Source organism: Pseudomonas sp. AO-1 (assembly GCF_019775695.1).
Taxonomy (GTDB): Bacteria; Pseudomonadota; Gammaproteobacteria; order Pseudomonadales; family Pseudomonadaceae; genus Aquipseudomonas; species Aquipseudomonas parakoreensis.
Genome location: NZ_CP079947.1, coordinates 6,029,061 through 6,044,815, shown reverse-complemented (window position 1 = coordinate 6,044,815; position 15,755 = coordinate 6,029,061). Strand labels below are relative to the sequence as shown.

General features: G+C 54.0%; 13 protein-coding genes and 1 pseudogene. 6 read left to right on the top strand and 8 right to left on the bottom strand.

Annotated features, from left to right (window positions below; translation table 11 throughout):
• The first annotated feature begins 79 nt into the window (after positions 1-79).
• Both KVQ82_RS27620 and KVQ82_RS27615 read left to right on the top strand, forming a co-directional pair.
• Entirely contained in the window at positions 80-2,566 is a 2,487-nt protein-coding gene (locus tag KVQ82_RS27620; RefSeq protein ID WP_222016984.1) for a circularly permuted type 2 ATP-grasp protein, read from the top strand.
• The gene (locus KVQ82_RS27615) at positions 2,566-3,456 is read left to right on the top strand and encodes a transglutaminase family protein (protein ID WP_222016982.1); all 891 of its coding nucleotides are present in this window, start codon (positions 2,566-2,568) and stop codon (positions 3,454-3,456) included. Before KVQ82_RS27620 ends, KVQ82_RS27615 begins: the two co-directional genes overlap by 1 nt.
• A gap of 203 nt (positions 3,457-3,659) precedes the next feature.
• Here the strand turns inward: KVQ82_RS27615 and KVQ82_RS27610 are convergent, their stop codons facing one another.
• Positions 3,660-3,845: a hypothetical protein gene (locus KVQ82_RS27610; protein WP_222016980.1), complete on the bottom strand. Its 186-nt coding sequence runs from the start codon at positions 3,843-3,845 to the stop codon at positions 3,660-3,662.
• A 68-nt stretch (positions 3,846-3,913) separates the two neighbouring features.
• The gene (locus KVQ82_RS27605) at positions 3,914-4,501 is read right to left on the bottom strand and encodes a TIGR00730 family Rossman fold protein (RefSeq protein ID WP_222016977.1); all 588 of its coding nucleotides are present in this window, start codon (positions 4,499-4,501) and stop codon (positions 3,914-3,916) included.
• Positions 4,502-4,841: 340 nt separating this feature from the next.
• On the opposite strand from KVQ82_RS27605, the gene azu reads away from it, so the two are divergent.
• Positions 4,842-5,288: an azurin gene (gene azu, locus KVQ82_RS27600; RefSeq protein WP_222016974.1), complete on the top strand. Its 447-nt coding sequence runs from the start codon at positions 4,842-4,844 to the stop codon at positions 5,286-5,288.
• 146 nt (positions 5,289-5,434) lie between these two features.
• On the opposite strand, the pseudogene nadE reads toward azu, so the two are convergent.
• A pseudogene (gene nadE, locus KVQ82_RS27595) lies at positions 5,435-5,743 on the bottom strand (NAD(+) synthase); the annotation flags it as partial.
• Positions 5,744-6,097: 354 nt separating this feature from the next.
• Between nadE and KVQ82_RS27590 the strand changes: the two are divergent.
• Complete coding sequence (locus tag KVQ82_RS27590) at positions 6,098-7,729, top strand: NAD+ synthase (RefSeq protein WP_222019455.1); 1,632 nt, start codon at positions 6,098-6,100, stop codon at positions 7,727-7,729.
• A gap of 71 nt (positions 7,730-7,800) precedes the next feature.
• Here the strand turns inward: KVQ82_RS27590 and KVQ82_RS27585 are convergent, their stop codons facing one another.
• Genes KVQ82_RS27585 through KVQ82_RS27575 form a run of 3 tightly spaced genes read right to left on the bottom strand, consistent with a single transcriptional unit; the run spans position 7,801 to position 10,309 of the window.
• On the bottom strand, positions 7,801-9,495 hold the full coding sequence (locus KVQ82_RS27585; RefSeq protein WP_222016972.1) for a DUF2326 domain-containing protein: 1,695 nt from the start codon (positions 9,493-9,495) through the stop codon (positions 7,801-7,803).
• The gene (locus KVQ82_RS27580) at positions 9,486-9,722 is read right to left on the bottom strand and encodes an ABC-three component system middle component 6 (protein ID WP_060765754.1); all 237 of its coding nucleotides are present in this window, start codon (positions 9,720-9,722) and stop codon (positions 9,486-9,488) included. Before KVQ82_RS27580 ends, KVQ82_RS27585 begins: the two co-directional genes overlap by 10 nt.
• On the bottom strand, positions 9,719-10,309 hold the full coding sequence (locus tag KVQ82_RS27575; protein WP_060765755.1) for a hypothetical protein: 591 nt from the start codon (positions 10,307-10,309) through the stop codon (positions 9,719-9,721). Before KVQ82_RS27575 ends, KVQ82_RS27580 begins: the two co-directional genes overlap by 4 nt.
• Positions 10,310-11,053: 744 nt before the next feature.
• Here KVQ82_RS27575 and KVQ82_RS27570 point away from each other — a divergent pair.
• Positions 11,054-11,242 (top strand): hypothetical protein, encoded by a 189-nt coding sequence (locus KVQ82_RS27570; RefSeq protein ID WP_222016970.1) that lies wholly within the window; start codon positions 11,054-11,056, stop codon positions 11,240-11,242.
• 7 nt (positions 11,243-11,249) lie between these two features.
• On the opposite strand, the gene KVQ82_RS27565 is transcribed toward KVQ82_RS27570, so the two are convergent.
• Entirely contained in the window at positions 11,250-12,068 is an 819-nt protein-coding gene (locus tag KVQ82_RS27565) for a hypothetical protein (protein WP_222016968.1), read from the bottom strand.
• 397 nt (positions 12,069-12,465) lie between these two features.
• On the opposite strand from KVQ82_RS27565, the gene KVQ82_RS27560 reads away from it, so the two are divergent.
• Positions 12,466-15,063, top strand: a complete 2,598-nt coding sequence (locus KVQ82_RS27560) for a hypothetical protein (protein ID WP_222016967.1) — start codon at positions 12,466-12,468, stop codon at positions 15,061-15,063.
• Between the two features lie 121 nt (positions 15,064-15,184).
• Here the strand turns inward: KVQ82_RS27560 and KVQ82_RS27555 are convergent, their stop codons facing one another.
• Positions 15,185-15,670, bottom strand: coding sequence for a GIY-YIG nuclease family protein (locus KVQ82_RS27555; protein ID WP_177061510.1), 486 nt, complete (start codon positions 15,668-15,670; stop codon positions 15,185-15,187).
• Positions 15,671-15,755: the final 85 nt, after the last annotated feature.

Here is a 15,755-nt window from a genome sequence, read left to right as displayed (position 1 = left end):
GACATGCGGATTTTTCGTATATCCGCACGTCATGTGCCTGCGTTAGTCTGACCGTTCCCTGCTGTCTGCCGAGCTTTCCATGCCTGACCTGCTAGACCGCTACCCGCGCACTGCGGGCACTTATCACGAACTGCTGGATGACAGCGGGGAAGTGCGCCCGCACTGGCGGCGGCTGTTCGATCAATTGCAGCGCAGCACCCCGGTGCAACTGGTGCAGCGGCAGGCGTTGCTCGCCCGACAGATTCAGGAAAACGGGGTCACTTATAACGTCTACGCCGATCCGAAGGGCGCAGACCGCCCGTGGGAGCTGGACCTGCTGCCGCATGTGATCGCTGCTGATGAATGGCAGCACCTGTCGGCAGGGATTGCCCAGCGTGCGCGTTTGCTCAACGCGGTACTGGCGGATCTGTACGGGCCGCAGCGGCTGATCCGCGAAGGGCTGTTGCCGGCGGAGCTGGTGTTCGGCCACAACAATTTTCTCTGGCCCTGTCAGGGCATCGCGCCACCGGAAGAGGCGTTTCTGCATCTGTATGCCGTGGACCTGGCGCGCACGCCGGACGGGCGCTGGTGGGTTACGGCGGATCGTACTCAAGCGCCGTCGGGCGCCGGTTATGCGCTGGAAAACCGCACCATCGTTTCACGGGCGTTTCCCGAGTTGTACCGCGATCTGAAGGTGCAGCATCTGGCCGGGTTCTTTCGCACCCTGCAGGAAACCCTCGCGCGTCAGGCGCCATGTGCTGACGACGCGCCGCTGGTGGTGTTGCTCACGCCGGGGCGCTTCAACGAAAGCTACTTCGAACATCTTTATCTGGCGCGTCAGCTTGGTTATCCGCTGGTGGAGGGCGGCGACCTGACGGTGCGCGACGCCACGGTGTACCTGAAAACCCTCAGCGGTCTGCGCCGGGTGCACGCGATCATGCGCCGGCTCGACGATGACTTCTGCGATCCGCTGGAGTTGCGCACCGACTCGGCACTCGGTGTGCCCGGCTTGCTGGAAGCGGTGCGTCAGGGTCGGGTGCTGGTGGCCAATGCCTTGGGCAGCGGCGTGCTGGAGTCACCGGGATTGCTCGGATTCCTGCCGAAGATCAATCAGTACCTGTTCGGCGAAGAACTGCTGTTGCCGTCCATCGCTACATGGTGGTGCGGCGAGGCGCCGGTGCTGGCGCAAGCGCTGGAAAAACTTCCCGAGCTGCTGATCAAACCGGCGTTCCCCTCACAAAGCTTCGCCCCGGTATTCGGCCGCGATCTGAGTGAACAACAGCGTCAGGCGCTCGCCGAGCGCATGCAGGCCCGGCCATACGCTTATGTCGCGCAAGAGCTGGCGCAGTTGTCGCAGGCGCCGATCTGGCAAGCCGAAGACGGCCAGTTGCAACCGCGAGCCATCGGCATGCGCATGTACGCCGTGGCCAGTCGCGATGGCTATCGCGTATTGCCCGGTGGGCTGACCCGGGTCGCCGCCGAGGCCGATGCCGAAGTGGTGTCGATGCAGCGCGGTGGCGCGAGCAAGGACACTTGGGTGCTGGGCGAGCGTGCGCCGAGTGGCGAACAATGGAAAACCCAGCGTAATGTCGGCGTACACGATCTGGTGCGCCGCGATCCGTACCTGCCCTCGCGGGTGGTGGAGAACCTGTTCTGGTTCGGCCGTTACTGCGAGCGTTGTGACGACAGTGCGCGACTGCTGCGGATCATGCTCGCGCGTTATGTCGATGGTGATGATCCGCAAGCCTTGCAGGCAGCGGTGGCGCTGGGCGAGCGTCTGATGTTGTTGCCGGAGGAGGGCGAGTTGCCGGAGCGCTTGCTGGCGGCGCTGCTCGGCGAGGACTGGTCGTTCAGCCTGCGCTCCAACCTGCAGCGCTTGCAGTGGGCGGCCTCGCAGGTGCGCGGCAAGCTTTCGCGGGAGAACTGGCAGGCGTTGGTCGAGTTGCAGCGCGAGGCGCTGGAACTGGACACCGAGGAGCCGGACTTCGGCGAGTTGCTGGATTTCCTCAACCGGCTGGTGATGTCACTGGCAGCGTTGTCCGGGTTTGCCCTCGACGACATGACCCGCGACGAAGGCTGGCGCTTTCTGATGATCGGCCGGCGCATCGAACGTTTGCAGTTTCTCAGCAGCAGTCTGGCGGCGTTTCTGCGCGGTGCCGGGGCGTTCGATCAGGCCGGGCTGGAATGGTTGCTGGAACTGGGCAACAGCAGTATCACCTACCGTTCGCGTTACCTGGCGGTGGCGCAGTTGATTCCGGTGCTCGACCTGTTGCTGCTGGATGAGCAGAACCCGCACGCGGTGTTGTTCCAGTTGAAACTGGTGACCCGCACTTTGAAACGCTTGAACGATGATTTCGGCGTACCTCGCGAGGCTGGGCTGGCGCAATTGGTCGAGCGTCTGGCGCGGTTCGATCTGGGCTGTCTGGAGAACCCGCTGTTCGGAGAGAACAGCGTGCGTGCGGCGCTCGATGGTCTGGCGGATCTGCTGCAAGAGATTGCCGAGGCCAGCGGGCAAGTCTCGGATCGGCTGGCGCTGCGCCATTTTGCCCATGTCGATGATGTCAGCCAGCGCACGGTGTCCGTCTGATGAGCGCGCACTACCAGATCTTCCACGACACCTGTTACCACTACGACAGCCCGGTGTCGCTGGCACAGCAATTGGCGCACCTGTGGCCGCGTGAGTGCACATGGCAGCGCTGCACCGAGCAGCAATTGCTGATCAGCCCGCAGCCGACGACGCGGCGGGATGAGCTGGATGTGTTCGGCAATCCGCTGACCCGGCTGGCCTTCGAGCGCCCGCATGACGAGTTGCAGGTCAACGCCCGGCTCACGGTTGAGGTGCTGGCGCGGCCACTGGCGGATTTCAGTCTGTCCCCGGCGTGGGAGCAGACGCGCAACGCGCTGACCTACAGCAGTCAGCCGTTGTCCGCCGAAATGCTCGAGGCTTGTCGCTATCGGTTTCAATCACCCTACGTGCATTTGAAACGCAGTTTCGTCGAATTTTCGGAAAGCTGTTTTCCACCGGGAAGGCCCTTGTTGCTGGGCGTGCAGGCGTTGATGCAGAAGATTTTCAGCGAGTTCACCTTCGATGCCGAGGCCACGCAAGTGGCGACGCCGCTGGTCGAGGTGCTGGAGCGCCGGCGTGGCGTTTGTCAGGACTTCGCGCATCTGATGCTCGCTTGCGTGCGCTCGCGAGGGCTGGCAGCGCGCTACATCAGTGGTTATCTGCTGACCCAGCCGCCGCCGGGCCAGCCACGGCTGATCGGTGCTGATGCTTCGCATGCGTGGGTGTCGGTGTTCTGTCCGGTATCGGGCTGGGTGGATTTCGATCCGACCAACAACGTGCAGCCGGCGCTGGAACACATCACCCTGGCGTGGGGCCGGGATTTTTCCGATGTGTCGCCGTTGCGCGGGGTGATTCTGGGGGGCGGGTCTCACGACCCGGAGGTCCGCGTTACCGTGATGCCATTGGACTAACGCTGATCAGCGGTGGGAGCGAGCCTGCTCGCGAAGGCGTCAGGTCAATCAGCATATAAGTGGCTAATACACCGCTTTCGCGAGCAGGCTCGCTCCCACATGGGAATTGGGGGTATTTGGGAGGGCTGTGAGAGCCAGCGGCTGAACCGCCAGCCCCGTCACAAATCCGCAGGGTCTGATTCGATGATCAAACCCGATGGGGCTCAGGCGTCAGGCGCCTGGTCTTTCGGTGCATCAACATCATCATCGTTGTCAGTCGCCACGTCCCCGTCAGGGTTCAGTGCCGCTTCTTCAGCCATCTGTTTCTTGCGCTGAAGCTTTTCCTCTTTCTTCTGCTCCTTTGCCAGGTCTCGTTGACGTTTGGCGAAGGAGTAATTGGGTTTGGCCATGGGCGATCCTCTGGGGTCGAAGGTGAGGTTGAGCGGCGCGTATTCTGCCCTGTATCGGTGTCCGGCGGTTAGCCGGGTTTTTGGTCGACCCACTTGGGCGTGACGGTCGGCTTCCACTGATCGAGGGCGTCGAGCAGGGTTTGTGGCGATTCGCTCACTTGCAGCATGTCACGATGCGGCGCGCGAACGAAGCCTTCGCCGACGATATGGTCGAGAAAAGCCGTGAGTTTGCTGTAGAAACCGTTCACTTCCAGCAGGCCCAGCGGCTTGCCGTGGTAGCCGAGCTGGCCCCAGGTCCAGACTTCGAACAGCTCTTCCAGCGTGCCGAGGCCGCCGGGCAATGCGATGAACGCATCGCTCAGTTCGGCCATGCGCGCCTTGCGCGCGTGCATGCCATCGACCACTTCGAGACGGGTCAGGCTTTTATGGCCGATCTCCTTGTCCATCAGGCTTTGCGGAATGATCCCGATCACTTCGCCGCCAGCGGCCAGCGCGGCGTCCGCCACCAGGCCCATCAAGCCCACGGCGCCACCGCCGTAAACCAGCGTCAGGCGACGCTCGGCCAGCGCGCGGCCAAGGGCCTTGGCGGCTTCGGTGTAAGCCGGGTCAGTGCCAGCGTTGGCACCGCAAAAAACACAAACGGATCTGAGAGACATGCCTTCCTCCTGGGTCAATCCGTCACAGGGTAATGGCTGGCACGCCTTGATCCAAGGACTAAACTTCGCGTTCCGGTGATTCAAAGGTACCGCTGGCGCCACAGGCGTAGGCGGCGAGCAAACTGCACAACAGACCGTTAAAGAACATGACAGGCACTCCGTTTCAGTAGATGCGCCGATCATAGGCCCGGCCGGGAAATCTGGCCGGTAGATTGTTTCGATGAGTGTCATAGCCTGAAAGTTGTATACAATTTTTGACTCAAGTCATAGGAACTTGCGAAGATTTCAGGCAGTCTTTCCATCATTCGTGTTTTTGTTAACCCTGCCTTGGAGATTCACCATGTTTTCCAAAGTTGTTGCGGTATCCCTGCTGGCGCTGGCCAGCAGCCAATTGATGGCTGCCGAGTGCAAAACCACCGTAGATTCCACCGACCAGATGTCCTTCAACACCAAGGAAATCGTGATCGACAAGAGCTGCAAGACCTTCACCGTTGAACTGACCCACTCCGGCAGCCTGCCGAAGAACGTCATGGGCCATAACCTGGTGGTCAGCAAAACCGCTGACATGCAGCCGATCGCTACCGACGGCCTGGCCGCTGGCATCGACAAGAACTACCTGAAAGACGGCGACGAGCGCGTTATCGCTCACACCAAGATCATTGGTGCCGGCGAGAAAGACTCGCTGACCATCGACGTATCGAAGCTGACCGCAGGCACTGACTACGGCTTCTTCTGCTCGTTCCCGGGCCACATCTCGATGATGAAAGGCACCATTGCCGTGAAGTAATGGCTGCAGGTACAAAAAAGCGTCCCTCGGGACGCTTTTTTGTTTTCTGTAGGAGCTGCCGCAGGCTGCGATCTTTTGAAGTTGTTTTTGATGATCAAAAGATCGCAGCCTCGTTTCACTCGACAGCTCCTACAGGGGTTTTCAACTTACGGCGCAAACGGCATGACCCGCTTGTGATGGGTCTTGTTGTAGGTGTTGACGATGATGTCGAACGCTTCCTGACGCACCGGCTCGCCGTGCAGGAAGGCGTCGATCTCGGCGTAGGTCACGCCGTGGGACGCTTCGTCCGGTTTGCCCGGCGACAGGTCTTCCAGATCCGCTGTCGGTACCTTTTCCACCAGCGATTCCGGCGCGCCGAAGCTGCGGGCAATCGCCCGGACCTGGTTTTTCACCAGACCGCTGAGCGGGGCCAGGTCGCAGGCGCCGTCGCCGAACTTGGTGAAGAAGCCCATCACCTTCCTGCCCCCCAAAAAGTGCCCAATGCACAGTTGATGCTGGGTCAATCACTGACTTTCCCATTGTGCAGATTCTGCGCCTGCCCAATATGGGAACTCGTCGACTTTCATCACTCCCAACCCGCCAAAATTCGGTCAAGGGGGCGTAGCTTGGATAGGGCATAATGTCCTAGTTCGCAAGATGCCCGCGACCCTCCGGGCAGTCCTGACCTAGGCCCAATGATCCGAACTGGCTGGCAGTAGTCCGATTGCCCCTTGCTCAGCATGGAGCTTCAGATGGTGCTTTCCTTGATCGCAGATTTCAGGATAGCGCTGCATCTTGCCGATCTCGATCTAGGCATTTCTGGAGGAACCATGGAGCAACGTTTGAGAGTGGTAATGGCCCAGCTGAACATCCGCGTTGGGGATGTGTACGGCAACGTCGAGAAGGTCATTGAAGCAGCCCATAAGGCCCGCGACGACCTGAACGCCCAGGTCATCGTTTTCCCTGAACTGACCCTTTGTGGTTATCCACCAGAGGATTTGCTCCTTCGCTCCAGCATGCAGAGCCGTATCGAGAAGGCGCTACAGCAAGTTAAGAATGCAGTTAAAGGCATCGTTACGGTAATTGGCTTCCCATGGGTCGAAGATGGCGCACGCTATAACAGCTGCGCCGTAATCTCGGACGGCGAAGAACTCGCCCGCTACAACAAACAGCGTCTGCCCAACTATCGTGTGTTCGACGAGAAACGGTACTTTGAATCAGGCAGCGGCCCTTGTGTGGTCGAGCTCTTCGGCGTATCGGTCGGTATAACCATCTGTGAGGACATTTGGTTCTCCGAGCCCCTTAAGCAGGCATGTGATGCGGGTGCTCAAATTATGCTCACCCTCAACGCGTCTCCGTTCCACCGTGGGAAGCAGGCTGAACGCGAGGAACTCTTAGCCAAACGCGCCAATGAATGTTCCATCCCGATGATCTACGTAAACCAGGTAGGTGGTCAGGACGAGCTCGTCTTTGACGGCAATAGCTTTGTGGTGAATGGCGACGGAAAGGTCACTCAACGCGCCCCTGCTTTCGAAGAGGGACTCTTCGTAACGGAGTTTGAGATTAAGGAGGGTGCCTTGGTGCCGGTTCCAGCTCAGACCACCGAACTTCTGAGCCTGGAGGCCAGCGTTTACAAGGCACTGGTAGCCGGAGTTAAGGACTACGTGCAGCGTAATGGCTTCAAAGGGGTTGTGCTGGGCCTTTCGGGTGGTATCGACTCGGCGCTGGTGCTTGCTGTTGCTGTTGATGCGCTGGGCGCAGAAAACGTCGAAGCCGTGATGATGCCTTACCACTACACGGCCCAGATGAGCCAGGACGATGCGAAAGAAGAAGCCGACATTCTAGGCGTGAAGTACAGCGTACTGCCCATCGCATCCATGGTAGAAGCATTTCTATCAACGCTTGCGCCAATGTTCGAAGGTCTGGGCAAGGACACCACCGAGGAAAACCTCCAGGCGCGGTGTCGCGGCACGATGCTGATGGCGATCTCCAACAAGAAGCGGTATCTCGTCCTGACCACCGGTAATAAGAGTGAGATGGCTGTGGGGTATGCGACCTTGTACGGAGACATGGCTGGTGGTTACGACGTCCTGAAGGATGTTCCGAAGACTCTGGTATTCCGCCTCTGTGAATACCGCAACACCCTGGGCTACGTCATTCCGCAACGCGTCATTGATCGTCCACCGTCTGCTGAGCTTGCTCCTGATCAGAAGGACGAAGATTCCCTGCCTCCATACCCAGTCCTTGATGAAATCCTTCGCCTGTACATCGAGCAGGATTTGTCTGCCGATGCGATCACCGAGAAGGGCTTCGACAAGGAGGTGGTGAGGAAGGTAATTCGTTTGGTCGACCTGAACGAGTACAAGCGGCGCCAGGCTGCAGTTGGCCCACGTGTGACCGAGCGTGGCTTTGGCCGTGACCGCCGATATCCAATTACTTCTGGCTGGAGCATTGGAGATTAATAGCTTCGGCAGATGATTGAATATGCTAGGGGCGCCGTTGCGCCCCTTTTTCTTTGCCTGGTGCGGTTTCGCTAAAGTTTGAAAAACTTTTCTTCCTTCGTCAGTTCTAGGATAGTGTTTTCTTTAATAAACTTTTTGTCAAAGCTACGCAGTTTGTCATTCAATATGGCTACCACAGTCTGAATTTTCTTCTCGTTCGCGAAGTTGAATAGCTTGATTAGCTTGTCTTCATCGACGACTTCTAGATAGTCTTGGACGGTAAATGCTGGAAGCTTTGATTTAAACTTATTTAAGAAATAGACATAGGACATGTCGAATGCCATAGCTGCAGCCCGAGGAACGCCGTCGCCAGTATTGCGTTCTTCGTTGACGATTGTAAAATCTGCCTTGCCATTCTGGCCAGGGGAAACTAGAAGTTCGTTATGATGGGTGATGAACAATCTTTTGGTAATGTCGGCATATGCCTCATTGAAAACATCAAGCTTCGAGTTTAGGTCTGAGTAGTGGACTGCAATACTACGCTTCACGTCTTCGGATGTAGTTTCTAAATCCGCAATCCTGTTGCGAGAGACCTCTACCTCGCTTATGACATAAGCAAGGCTGCCTCGAGCTTCTCGCAAGTCTTGCATCTGTTTTTCAACCAGCATCAAACCACTGAAGTGACTATCTCTGGAAAGATCTCTAACCTTGCTTTTTTCCTCAGTCAGCAGTCGTCCTAAGCTCAATCTTAAGCTATCGAGCTCATCTGCCGTCTCGATGGACATTTCTTCGACATAAGCAGCCTTACGGCTCATAATCGAGTTATGAAATTCGATTGTTTCTTCCAGGGTTTTGCTTAGGTCTGGGACTAATGATTTAGCTTCATTGTAAAGGGAGGTGATCTCATCTACGTTGACCTCCACTAAACTGTTCTTGTAGCGATCAATTGTTTTTTTATTGTAGTAAAGCTTTGTTTCCAAGTTAACAATGCGTGATGTTAAAATGGCTACGCTTCTTCGAGATTCACGGAGTTGTGAGATCGCATAGTTTTGAGATTCAAAGATGTCATATTCATCCTCTTTTACTTGAAGGTCAGATATTTTTGAGTCGATCTCATAAAGATGTTCCTGGCGGCCTTCCAAAGAAATACCCCCAAGCAATGTCCTGATGCGAGTGTCTTCTAGGAGTATTTGGTGCTCAATTAGATTAATCTGGCGAACGGAATCAATAAACTCAAAATCAAAAAGGTAGGCGTAGATCAGATCGTAATCATTGTCGCTTGTATATGTGTGCAGGTATTTAAGTGTGTTGTTGCTCGTGGCTCTATTGGTTCTGAAGAACTTGCTTCTTATTGAGTTAAACTTTGGATGTTCTCTAGTGTATCCAAACAGGCGTGGCAGTTCGCGAGTGAAAGCTGCGCGGCTTTTATATGTGACACCATCGATGGTGCTGATGGCTGTGATGCTCTCGCGTCGGGCGCCTATTTTTATTGAGAGCACTCGAGTGATGGTATGAGTAATAGAAGCAATCTTTACTATTAGCTCAAATTTTACATCGCCTTTAGTCAGAAAGCCTTTAACTTCTTCGTTTACCTTGTCGTTGTCCGGGTCTTTCCACAGTGGTTCGGAGTTCCCGCCCAAACAAAATGCCAAGGCTCGAAGCGATGTACTTTTGCCAATCTGGTTACCAGTCTCGCCCAGGTTGGTAATTATATTCAGTCCTTCTTTGAAGTTGATGGTGCGTATCTCTTTGCTTTCATCAAATACAGATAGCTTAATTAGTTGCATAAAGAAATATCACCTTGCTTCGTGAGCTCTACACATCCAGTGATGTAAAGCCAATCGAGCGCATACAGAATGTAAGCAAAAGAAACGCGATCAAATTTTTCTTGATATTTTTCAAGAAGTGCAAGTGGGCTCATGGCGCCAAGATCACTAGAGTTTAAGACTATTAGTATCCGCCCACCAATGATGTAGAGGCTTTTGAGCGGGGAGCTGGTATTTTGAATGATCATTTAGGCGGCTCCAATATCTTGCAGTGAATGAAGCCATAGCAAACTATAAGCTGTCTGGCCCAATCAACTAGCTCAGATGGGGCGCCATGGAAACCGGTCTTGATGTCAACGATAAGTTCGGAGACTTTCAGTATGAGTTCATCCGAGCCTATCCGAGTTATATTGAGTTTTTGCTCAGGCGTAACTGGGCGCTCAGTCTGGTTCAAGAACAATTCGCGCCTTGCAGATTTGTACTTCTGGTTAATGGCGAAAAGGAATCTTTTTTGTGCGCCAGGTTCCTCGTCATCGATAGTCGAAATAAGATTTTCAATGAGCTCCATGTAGCCCACATTATCAACGATGACTTCTGAATACACCGAGACCCTATTGTACTCGATTTTTTCATCGACCCCAGGGTAGTCCAGTTCCACGTCTGGGATCTCATCATACGGAGTGTGAGTTGACACAATTTTAATCAGTAGTGGATTGAGCAAGGATGAGATTGCAGCAGTGGTTGCTGCAATCGTGACAGGCCCGCTTCCGTTGTTGACTACTGCTATGCCACCGTGTGTTGCCTCAGCTTCAAGCTTAGGTGGGAAGAAGCTCATGGCTTATGTACGGTGACGCTACCGCTACCCGTGGAGGTGACCGCAGTGCCCCCGTTATCCGCCTTCGTAATGATTGAAGGCTTTCTGCTACACGCTTGCAAAATTATTAATAATACAAAGCAGAAGACACCGCTTCCAATGGAATACAGAAACAGCTTATAGATTGATTCGCTTGGCAAGCTTTTGAGCAAGTCTGACTTGAACCAACCGGCGTACAGTGAGTAGAGCATCGCAGCTCCCAGAGCTGCGAAGGTTCCACCTGCGCCTACGACAATCTTCAAGAAGCTGAACATTCCTTTCTCCATGGTAGTTGTTCACCCGGCACCGAGTGCCATCAGTGTGATGTTACAGATTTCACGTATTGCTCCACAAGGGCGCTCTAAATGCACAGCAGCTTTGGGTGTAGTAACTGCAGCCCAGAGGCCCAAGGTTTGCCAGATCCTCTGCAGGAGGCTGAGTGCCCCGGTGTGGATGACCTCCCGCAGGGTTGAGTCCGAGGCTCTGCACGGACAAGGTTTCTCGCACCGATGTCTCTCGATAGCTGCGCCTGGGCAACTGTCTCCGGGTCGAGATAGGGCTCACCAGAATGCTCTGCCGAGACTCTGGTGCGCCTAGCTCATGCGTAGTTGGACTGGATCACTCGAGGCCGAGCAAAATCGTTCATCGCGGCTATACTGCAATCGATGAATCCATGTCACACGGCAACGTAGTGACTTCAACCCATGCTCTATTAAGGGATTTAGTATGCGTGAACGTCTTGTCAATAAAATGATTGCTCATCTCAAGCGCGAAATAAATTATTTGCAAGCTGAAGCTTTGTCTGCAAGTTCCGCTCGTGATGAAGCACGATGCCGTAAGGCTCTCCGGTTACAAACAAATGCCATTGAGTATCTGTTAAAAGCAGTTGACGCTAAGCGCAGGATTTTAATGTAGCGTTGAGTTAGTCGGTAACTAGCAGTTGGCGACCGGCTTTACTCAGGTGTAGGATATTATTGGCTACAAAGAAGTTTAGGATTACCCCTGATATGAGCTTCCAGTTTTCATATGCGTCCCCACGGAAGTAGCCTGCATTGTGCATTTGCCATTCAGCATGGATGCGAGCACCTGAAATGAAGCTCGTTGATTTGGCCAGCGAGAGGCTGATATCGCCAAAGTCGAGGCTAGGGTTTTGATGCAGCAGGCCTTGCGTTAATGCGATGATGAGACCTGCATCAGTTTCAGCATGCGCAATGTTAAGTGAAGCAAAGTATTTTGAAAGCAAACCACTCAGAAATTGTAATGATGATTCGTTGAGTGCGGAGCCAAGGGAGGCGAAATCCACGTATACGACGCCGCCCGGTTCCATGGTTGGGAACAGAGATTTATAAATCAACAGCTGTGATTTAGACGGTTGACGTGCTGCATATTTTTCGTTGCATTCAAGTGCTGGCTTTTTCAGGGCTAATGAAATTTTTTCTTTACTCAAAACATCGATGGCGATAATCATTTCGCATAGCTGCGATGTAATACCTTTAGAAGCTTTTTCGGAAAACCCCATCTCTGTGCTCAGAAAACCTCTTAGGCCAGCGAAGTCGTCCGAGCATAGAGTGGTCGGATTAAATTCGGTAATGGTGAGATATGCATCGAATATCGCAAGAACTTCAAGCATGCTCCATTGATTAGTTTTTTCACAGGTAGCACAATGTTTTAGCCAATCTTTGACCCCCTTGGGGGAGAGTGTGGAGAATCCTCGCATTTGAATCTGGCCCAAAGTTAACATGGCTGCTACCTGTCGTTCAACAAAGCCTCTAGTATAGGTTGCAGGTGGTCTTACGCCAGTAGCTTAGTTGAGGCTACGCAAGGCGGCGCCACTCCTAATGTACCCTTTCGGGATCATTAAGTACCATAAGCCGCTTTAATGTACCTTTTCGGGATCATTATATAAAAAGCTTTGGTTTGATTCAGTCTCGTGCGGCTGTTGTGAGACGAATACTGGCTGGGCAAGGTTTCGGCCCAAGGGTTCCTTCCTCATCGTACTGCCGGCGCAGCTTGGAAAGCGTTGCTTGCACCATTTTTTGCCTTTCCGGTTACATCCTGCAATCAGCTCAATGGAGAAATAATAGCAATAAGCCACTTTGTGCCTACGCTCATGGATTCCCTCTTGAGGTAGGTTTGCCATGTCGAAGATTGAGATAGCACCAGTAGTAGCTGATGATTTCGAGACATGGCTGAATGCGCGCCCCAAGTGGTTGCAGACCGCAGCTCGAATGATCATCGACTCGAAGCGGCAGTTGAACCCGGATGAAATTAGAGCGCTAGCTAGACTTTGCAAGCTCGAAGCCAAGGATGAAGTTGATCCAGGATTCCTGACCGTTACGCCTGGCACTTTATCGCTGGTAGCCAATAGACCTTTGCTTCGGATCGAGGAGATCCTAGATGTGCATGGGCTGAACGCCATCAAGGCTGGTGCCAATCTTCCATTCGGCAAAAGCAATCTCTCGGTGATCTACGGACAGAATGGAACCGGCAAGAGCGGTTTTGCGCGGCTGCTAAAGGAGATCTGTGGATCACGATCCAAGGACGAGATACGCGGCAACGTCTTTGATCCAACGCCTACGCCCTGCCGTGCCCATTTTAAGGTGTCAATCGACGGTAAGCCGGCGGACGTTCACTGGGATGTCCCAAGCGGCCCTCACAAAGCCTTACGGCACGCGCAGGTGTTCGACAGCAAGGCTGCGCAGCAGTACATGACCAGGACTGAGGCATGTTATGAGCCCAGCCGGATGAAGTTTGTATCCGCGCTGATCGTCACAGCCGACGCCGTTAGCGCAGAGCTTTCAAGAGAGAAGGCACTACTCAGCAAAGCGTTACCCGCCATCCCAGAAACGCTAGGTCACACCGCCGAAGCAAAATGGCTTCAGGGCCTGAAGAGCGCGACCACGACCGCGAGTATTGATAAGGAGTGTCTGTACACGGATCTGCTTGATCGGGAGCGCATCGAGAAGGAGGCCCTACTCGCAGAGAAAGACATTGCAGGCCGGCTGCTGAGCATTAACAAAGAAAAAACTGCGCTGAAGAGTATTGAAACAGCAATGTCGACTCTTCAACAGGGATTGAACGATGCGACGGCAGGTACGCTAGAGACCCTGAAAAACGCTGCTGTTAAGGCCAGGAATTCGAGTGAAGAAGCGGCGGCAGCGATTTTCGGTAAAGCCGAGCTCGACGGTGTTGGCTCTGCGACCTGGCAGGATATGTGGGAGCACGCACGCGCATACTCCAACGGCACGGCCTACACAGAATCTCAGTTTCCCAACATTGCAGCTGACTCACGCTGCGTGCTTTGCCATCAAAGCCTTGATGAGGATGCCAAAGCCCGCCTAGCTGGGTTTGAGAAGTTCGTCACTGACGGCCTCGAGACAGCCGCCAAGAAGGCTGAAAAGAGTTTTACTGATCAAAAAAACCTGTTGCCAACTCTTCCAGGGCAAGCCGACTGGATCGTTCACATGTCCACTCTGGGCTTCGAGGAAGCCGATGCGATCATTTGGCTTGGCATGCTCAAAGCGAGGCGCGATCAAATCGTGCTGGGAAGCCCTGTCGGCACTTTGCCAGCTTTCGACTGGAAGAGCATTAGCGAGGCGGTTACAACCAAGTCAGCAGACTTGATTGCCGAAGAAGGGAGCCTTTCGTCCCTGCTGAAGGATGAGCATCGTCAAGCAATGCATGACCGAGTTCAGCACCTTCAAGCCAAGCAGTGGCTCTCACAAAACAAGACCTCTATTAGCGCCGAAAGGGCTAGGTTGATAGCAGTCGCAGCGATAGACAAAGCCTCACGCTCAGCGGCCACCAACGCTCTGACCACCAAAAAAAATGACTTGGCCAAAACTGAACTGGACGCTGGTTACCAAGCTCGATTCATCGAAGAGTTGAAGCTACTCGGTGGCCACCGCATTCCAATAGCTCCACTAAGCAAATCGGGTGGCAAAGGCAAGATCACCTTTGGTTTAAATCTCGTGGGTGCGCACGGCTCCCATGGCTTGGAATATATCTTGAGCGAGGGTGAAACAAGGATCGCGGCACTCGCGGCTTTCCTTGCAGACACGACAGGATCAAACCAGTTAGCTCCGTTCATTTTTGATGACCCGATATCCTCACTCGACCAAGACTTTGAAGAGAAGGTTGTCGAACGTCTCGTGTCTTTGTCACAGACCAGGCAGGTCATCATATTCACCCACCGACTGTCTCTTGTAGCCCAAGTAGAAGCTGTTACCAAGAAATGGGAGCAGACTCCAGGGATGCCTTCAATCAAGCCGACACTCACGTCACTACAGAGGATGGCGAAGACTGCAGGCATCGTCGCTACTGCAAGCGCTCGAGACCTGAGACCGGAAAGTGCTGTCAGGGGGTTAATCGACAATACGATTACGCGCTTGAAAAAACACCAGGAGAAGGCCGAAGTCGAGGCTTATGAGTCGCTCGCCAAAAGCGCTTGCAGTGACTTCAGGATCATCGTCGAGAAGACGATTGAGTACATTTTGTTGGCAGACGTCGTAGGCCGCTTCAGACGTGCAATCAACACTCAAGGCAAGCTACACAAGGTCGCCAAGGTAACAAACGACGACTGCTTATTCATTGATGACTTGATGACACGCTACTCGGTGTATGAGCATGCTCAGTCTGAGGAGATGCCCAGCAGCGCTCTTGAGCTGGATGTCTTTGAAGCCGACGTAACAGCCCTGCAGAAATGGATTGCCGAGTTTGGATCGAGAGCGAGCTAGCACGGCTCATTGAGCGAGGGTCAGAATCATGATGAAACTCCTGATTCTGGCCTGATGCTGGACAGCAAAAGCCATCAAAGCAAGCTCGGCATTACCAATGCAAAAGCTGGTTCGGGAGCTGTCACTCTTCCTCCTGATGACTCAAAAAATCAAAGGAGGTAAGCGTGTCGCAGTTTAGGCAGTGGTACATGCTCGATGCGTCTTGAACGTGCATGCCGCAAAAGCTTCCGCAGAATGGACAGCACTCGTTCCACTCCAGGTTACCCCAGTTCCAAACGCCAAGGTACTCAGGCACACCATCCCGATCATGGCCGGTGACCTCAAAGGACTCCCCGGTCGTACCGACAAACCCATCGATGCCAAAGTGTTCGAGGATCGGCAAAATGTCCGACGGATCTAGATCGAACCATTCACCATTGCCACGCAGATGAGAGAAATGCTGATGAATCTCTTTTTCTAGCCGCACGTTATCATCTGTACGAATCCACCCCAGAAGTAAAAGCTTCCTGGGGTTGCCGGTTTGAAGCCCTTTCCTACGGCGCTCGATATCCTTGGCCCGACCTATCTTCACCTTTTCATTACTATCTTCGATGAAAAAATAGATCATTTCCGCTCCTTCCTTACCCCTGCGATTCCCTGCCTTTCAGCATCGACAAAGAGATCGTCTGCCCTGGTGATTTATTAGTGCATGC

Coding starts and splice junctions, on each gene's coding strand:
- KVQ82_RS27610 (WP_222016980.1), bottom strand. CDS start 3,845: ATGGCCAAACCCAATTACTCCTTCGCCAAACGTCAACGAGACCTGGCA.
- KVQ82_RS27585 (WP_222016972.1), bottom strand. CDS start 9,495: ATGCAACTAATTAAGCTATCTGTATTTGATGAAAGCAAAGAGATACGC.
- KVQ82_RS27565 (WP_222016968.1), bottom strand. CDS start 12,068: ATGTTAACTTTGGGCCAGATTCAAATGCGAGGATTCTCCACACTCTCC.
- KVQ82_RS27575 (WP_060765755.1), bottom strand. CDS start 10,309: ATGAGCTTCTTCCCACCTAAGCTTGAAGCTGAGGCAACACACGGTGGC.
- KVQ82_RS27570 (WP_222016970.1), top strand. CDS start 11,054: ATGCGTGAACGTCTTGTCAATAAAATGATTGCTCATCTCAAGCGCGAA.
- KVQ82_RS27605 (WP_222016977.1), bottom strand. CDS start 4,501: ATGTCTCTCAGATCCGTTTGTGTTTTTTGCGGTGCCAACGCTGGCACT.
- KVQ82_RS27615 (WP_222016982.1), top strand. CDS start 2,566: ATGAGCGCGCACTACCAGATCTTCCACGACACCTGTTACCACTACGAC.
- KVQ82_RS27620 (WP_222016984.1), top strand. CDS start 80: ATGCCTGACCTGCTAGACCGCTACCCGCGCACTGCGGGCACTTATCAC.
- KVQ82_RS27580 (WP_060765754.1), bottom strand. CDS start 9,722: ATGATCATTCAAAATACCAGCTCCCCGCTCAAAAGCCTCTACATCATT.
- KVQ82_RS27590 (WP_222019455.1), top strand. CDS start 6,098: ATGGAGCAACGTTTGAGAGTGGTAATGGCCCAGCTGAACATCCGCGTT.
- KVQ82_RS27555 (WP_177061510.1), bottom strand. CDS start 15,670: ATGATCTATTTTTTCATCGAAGATAGTAATGAAAAGGTGAAGATAGGT.
- KVQ82_RS27560 (WP_222016967.1), top strand. CDS start 12,466: ATGTCGAAGATTGAGATAGCACCAGTAGTAGCTGATGATTTCGAGACA.
- azu (WP_222016974.1), top strand. CDS start 4,842: ATGTTTTCCAAAGTTGTTGCGGTATCCCTGCTGGCGCTGGCCAGCAGC.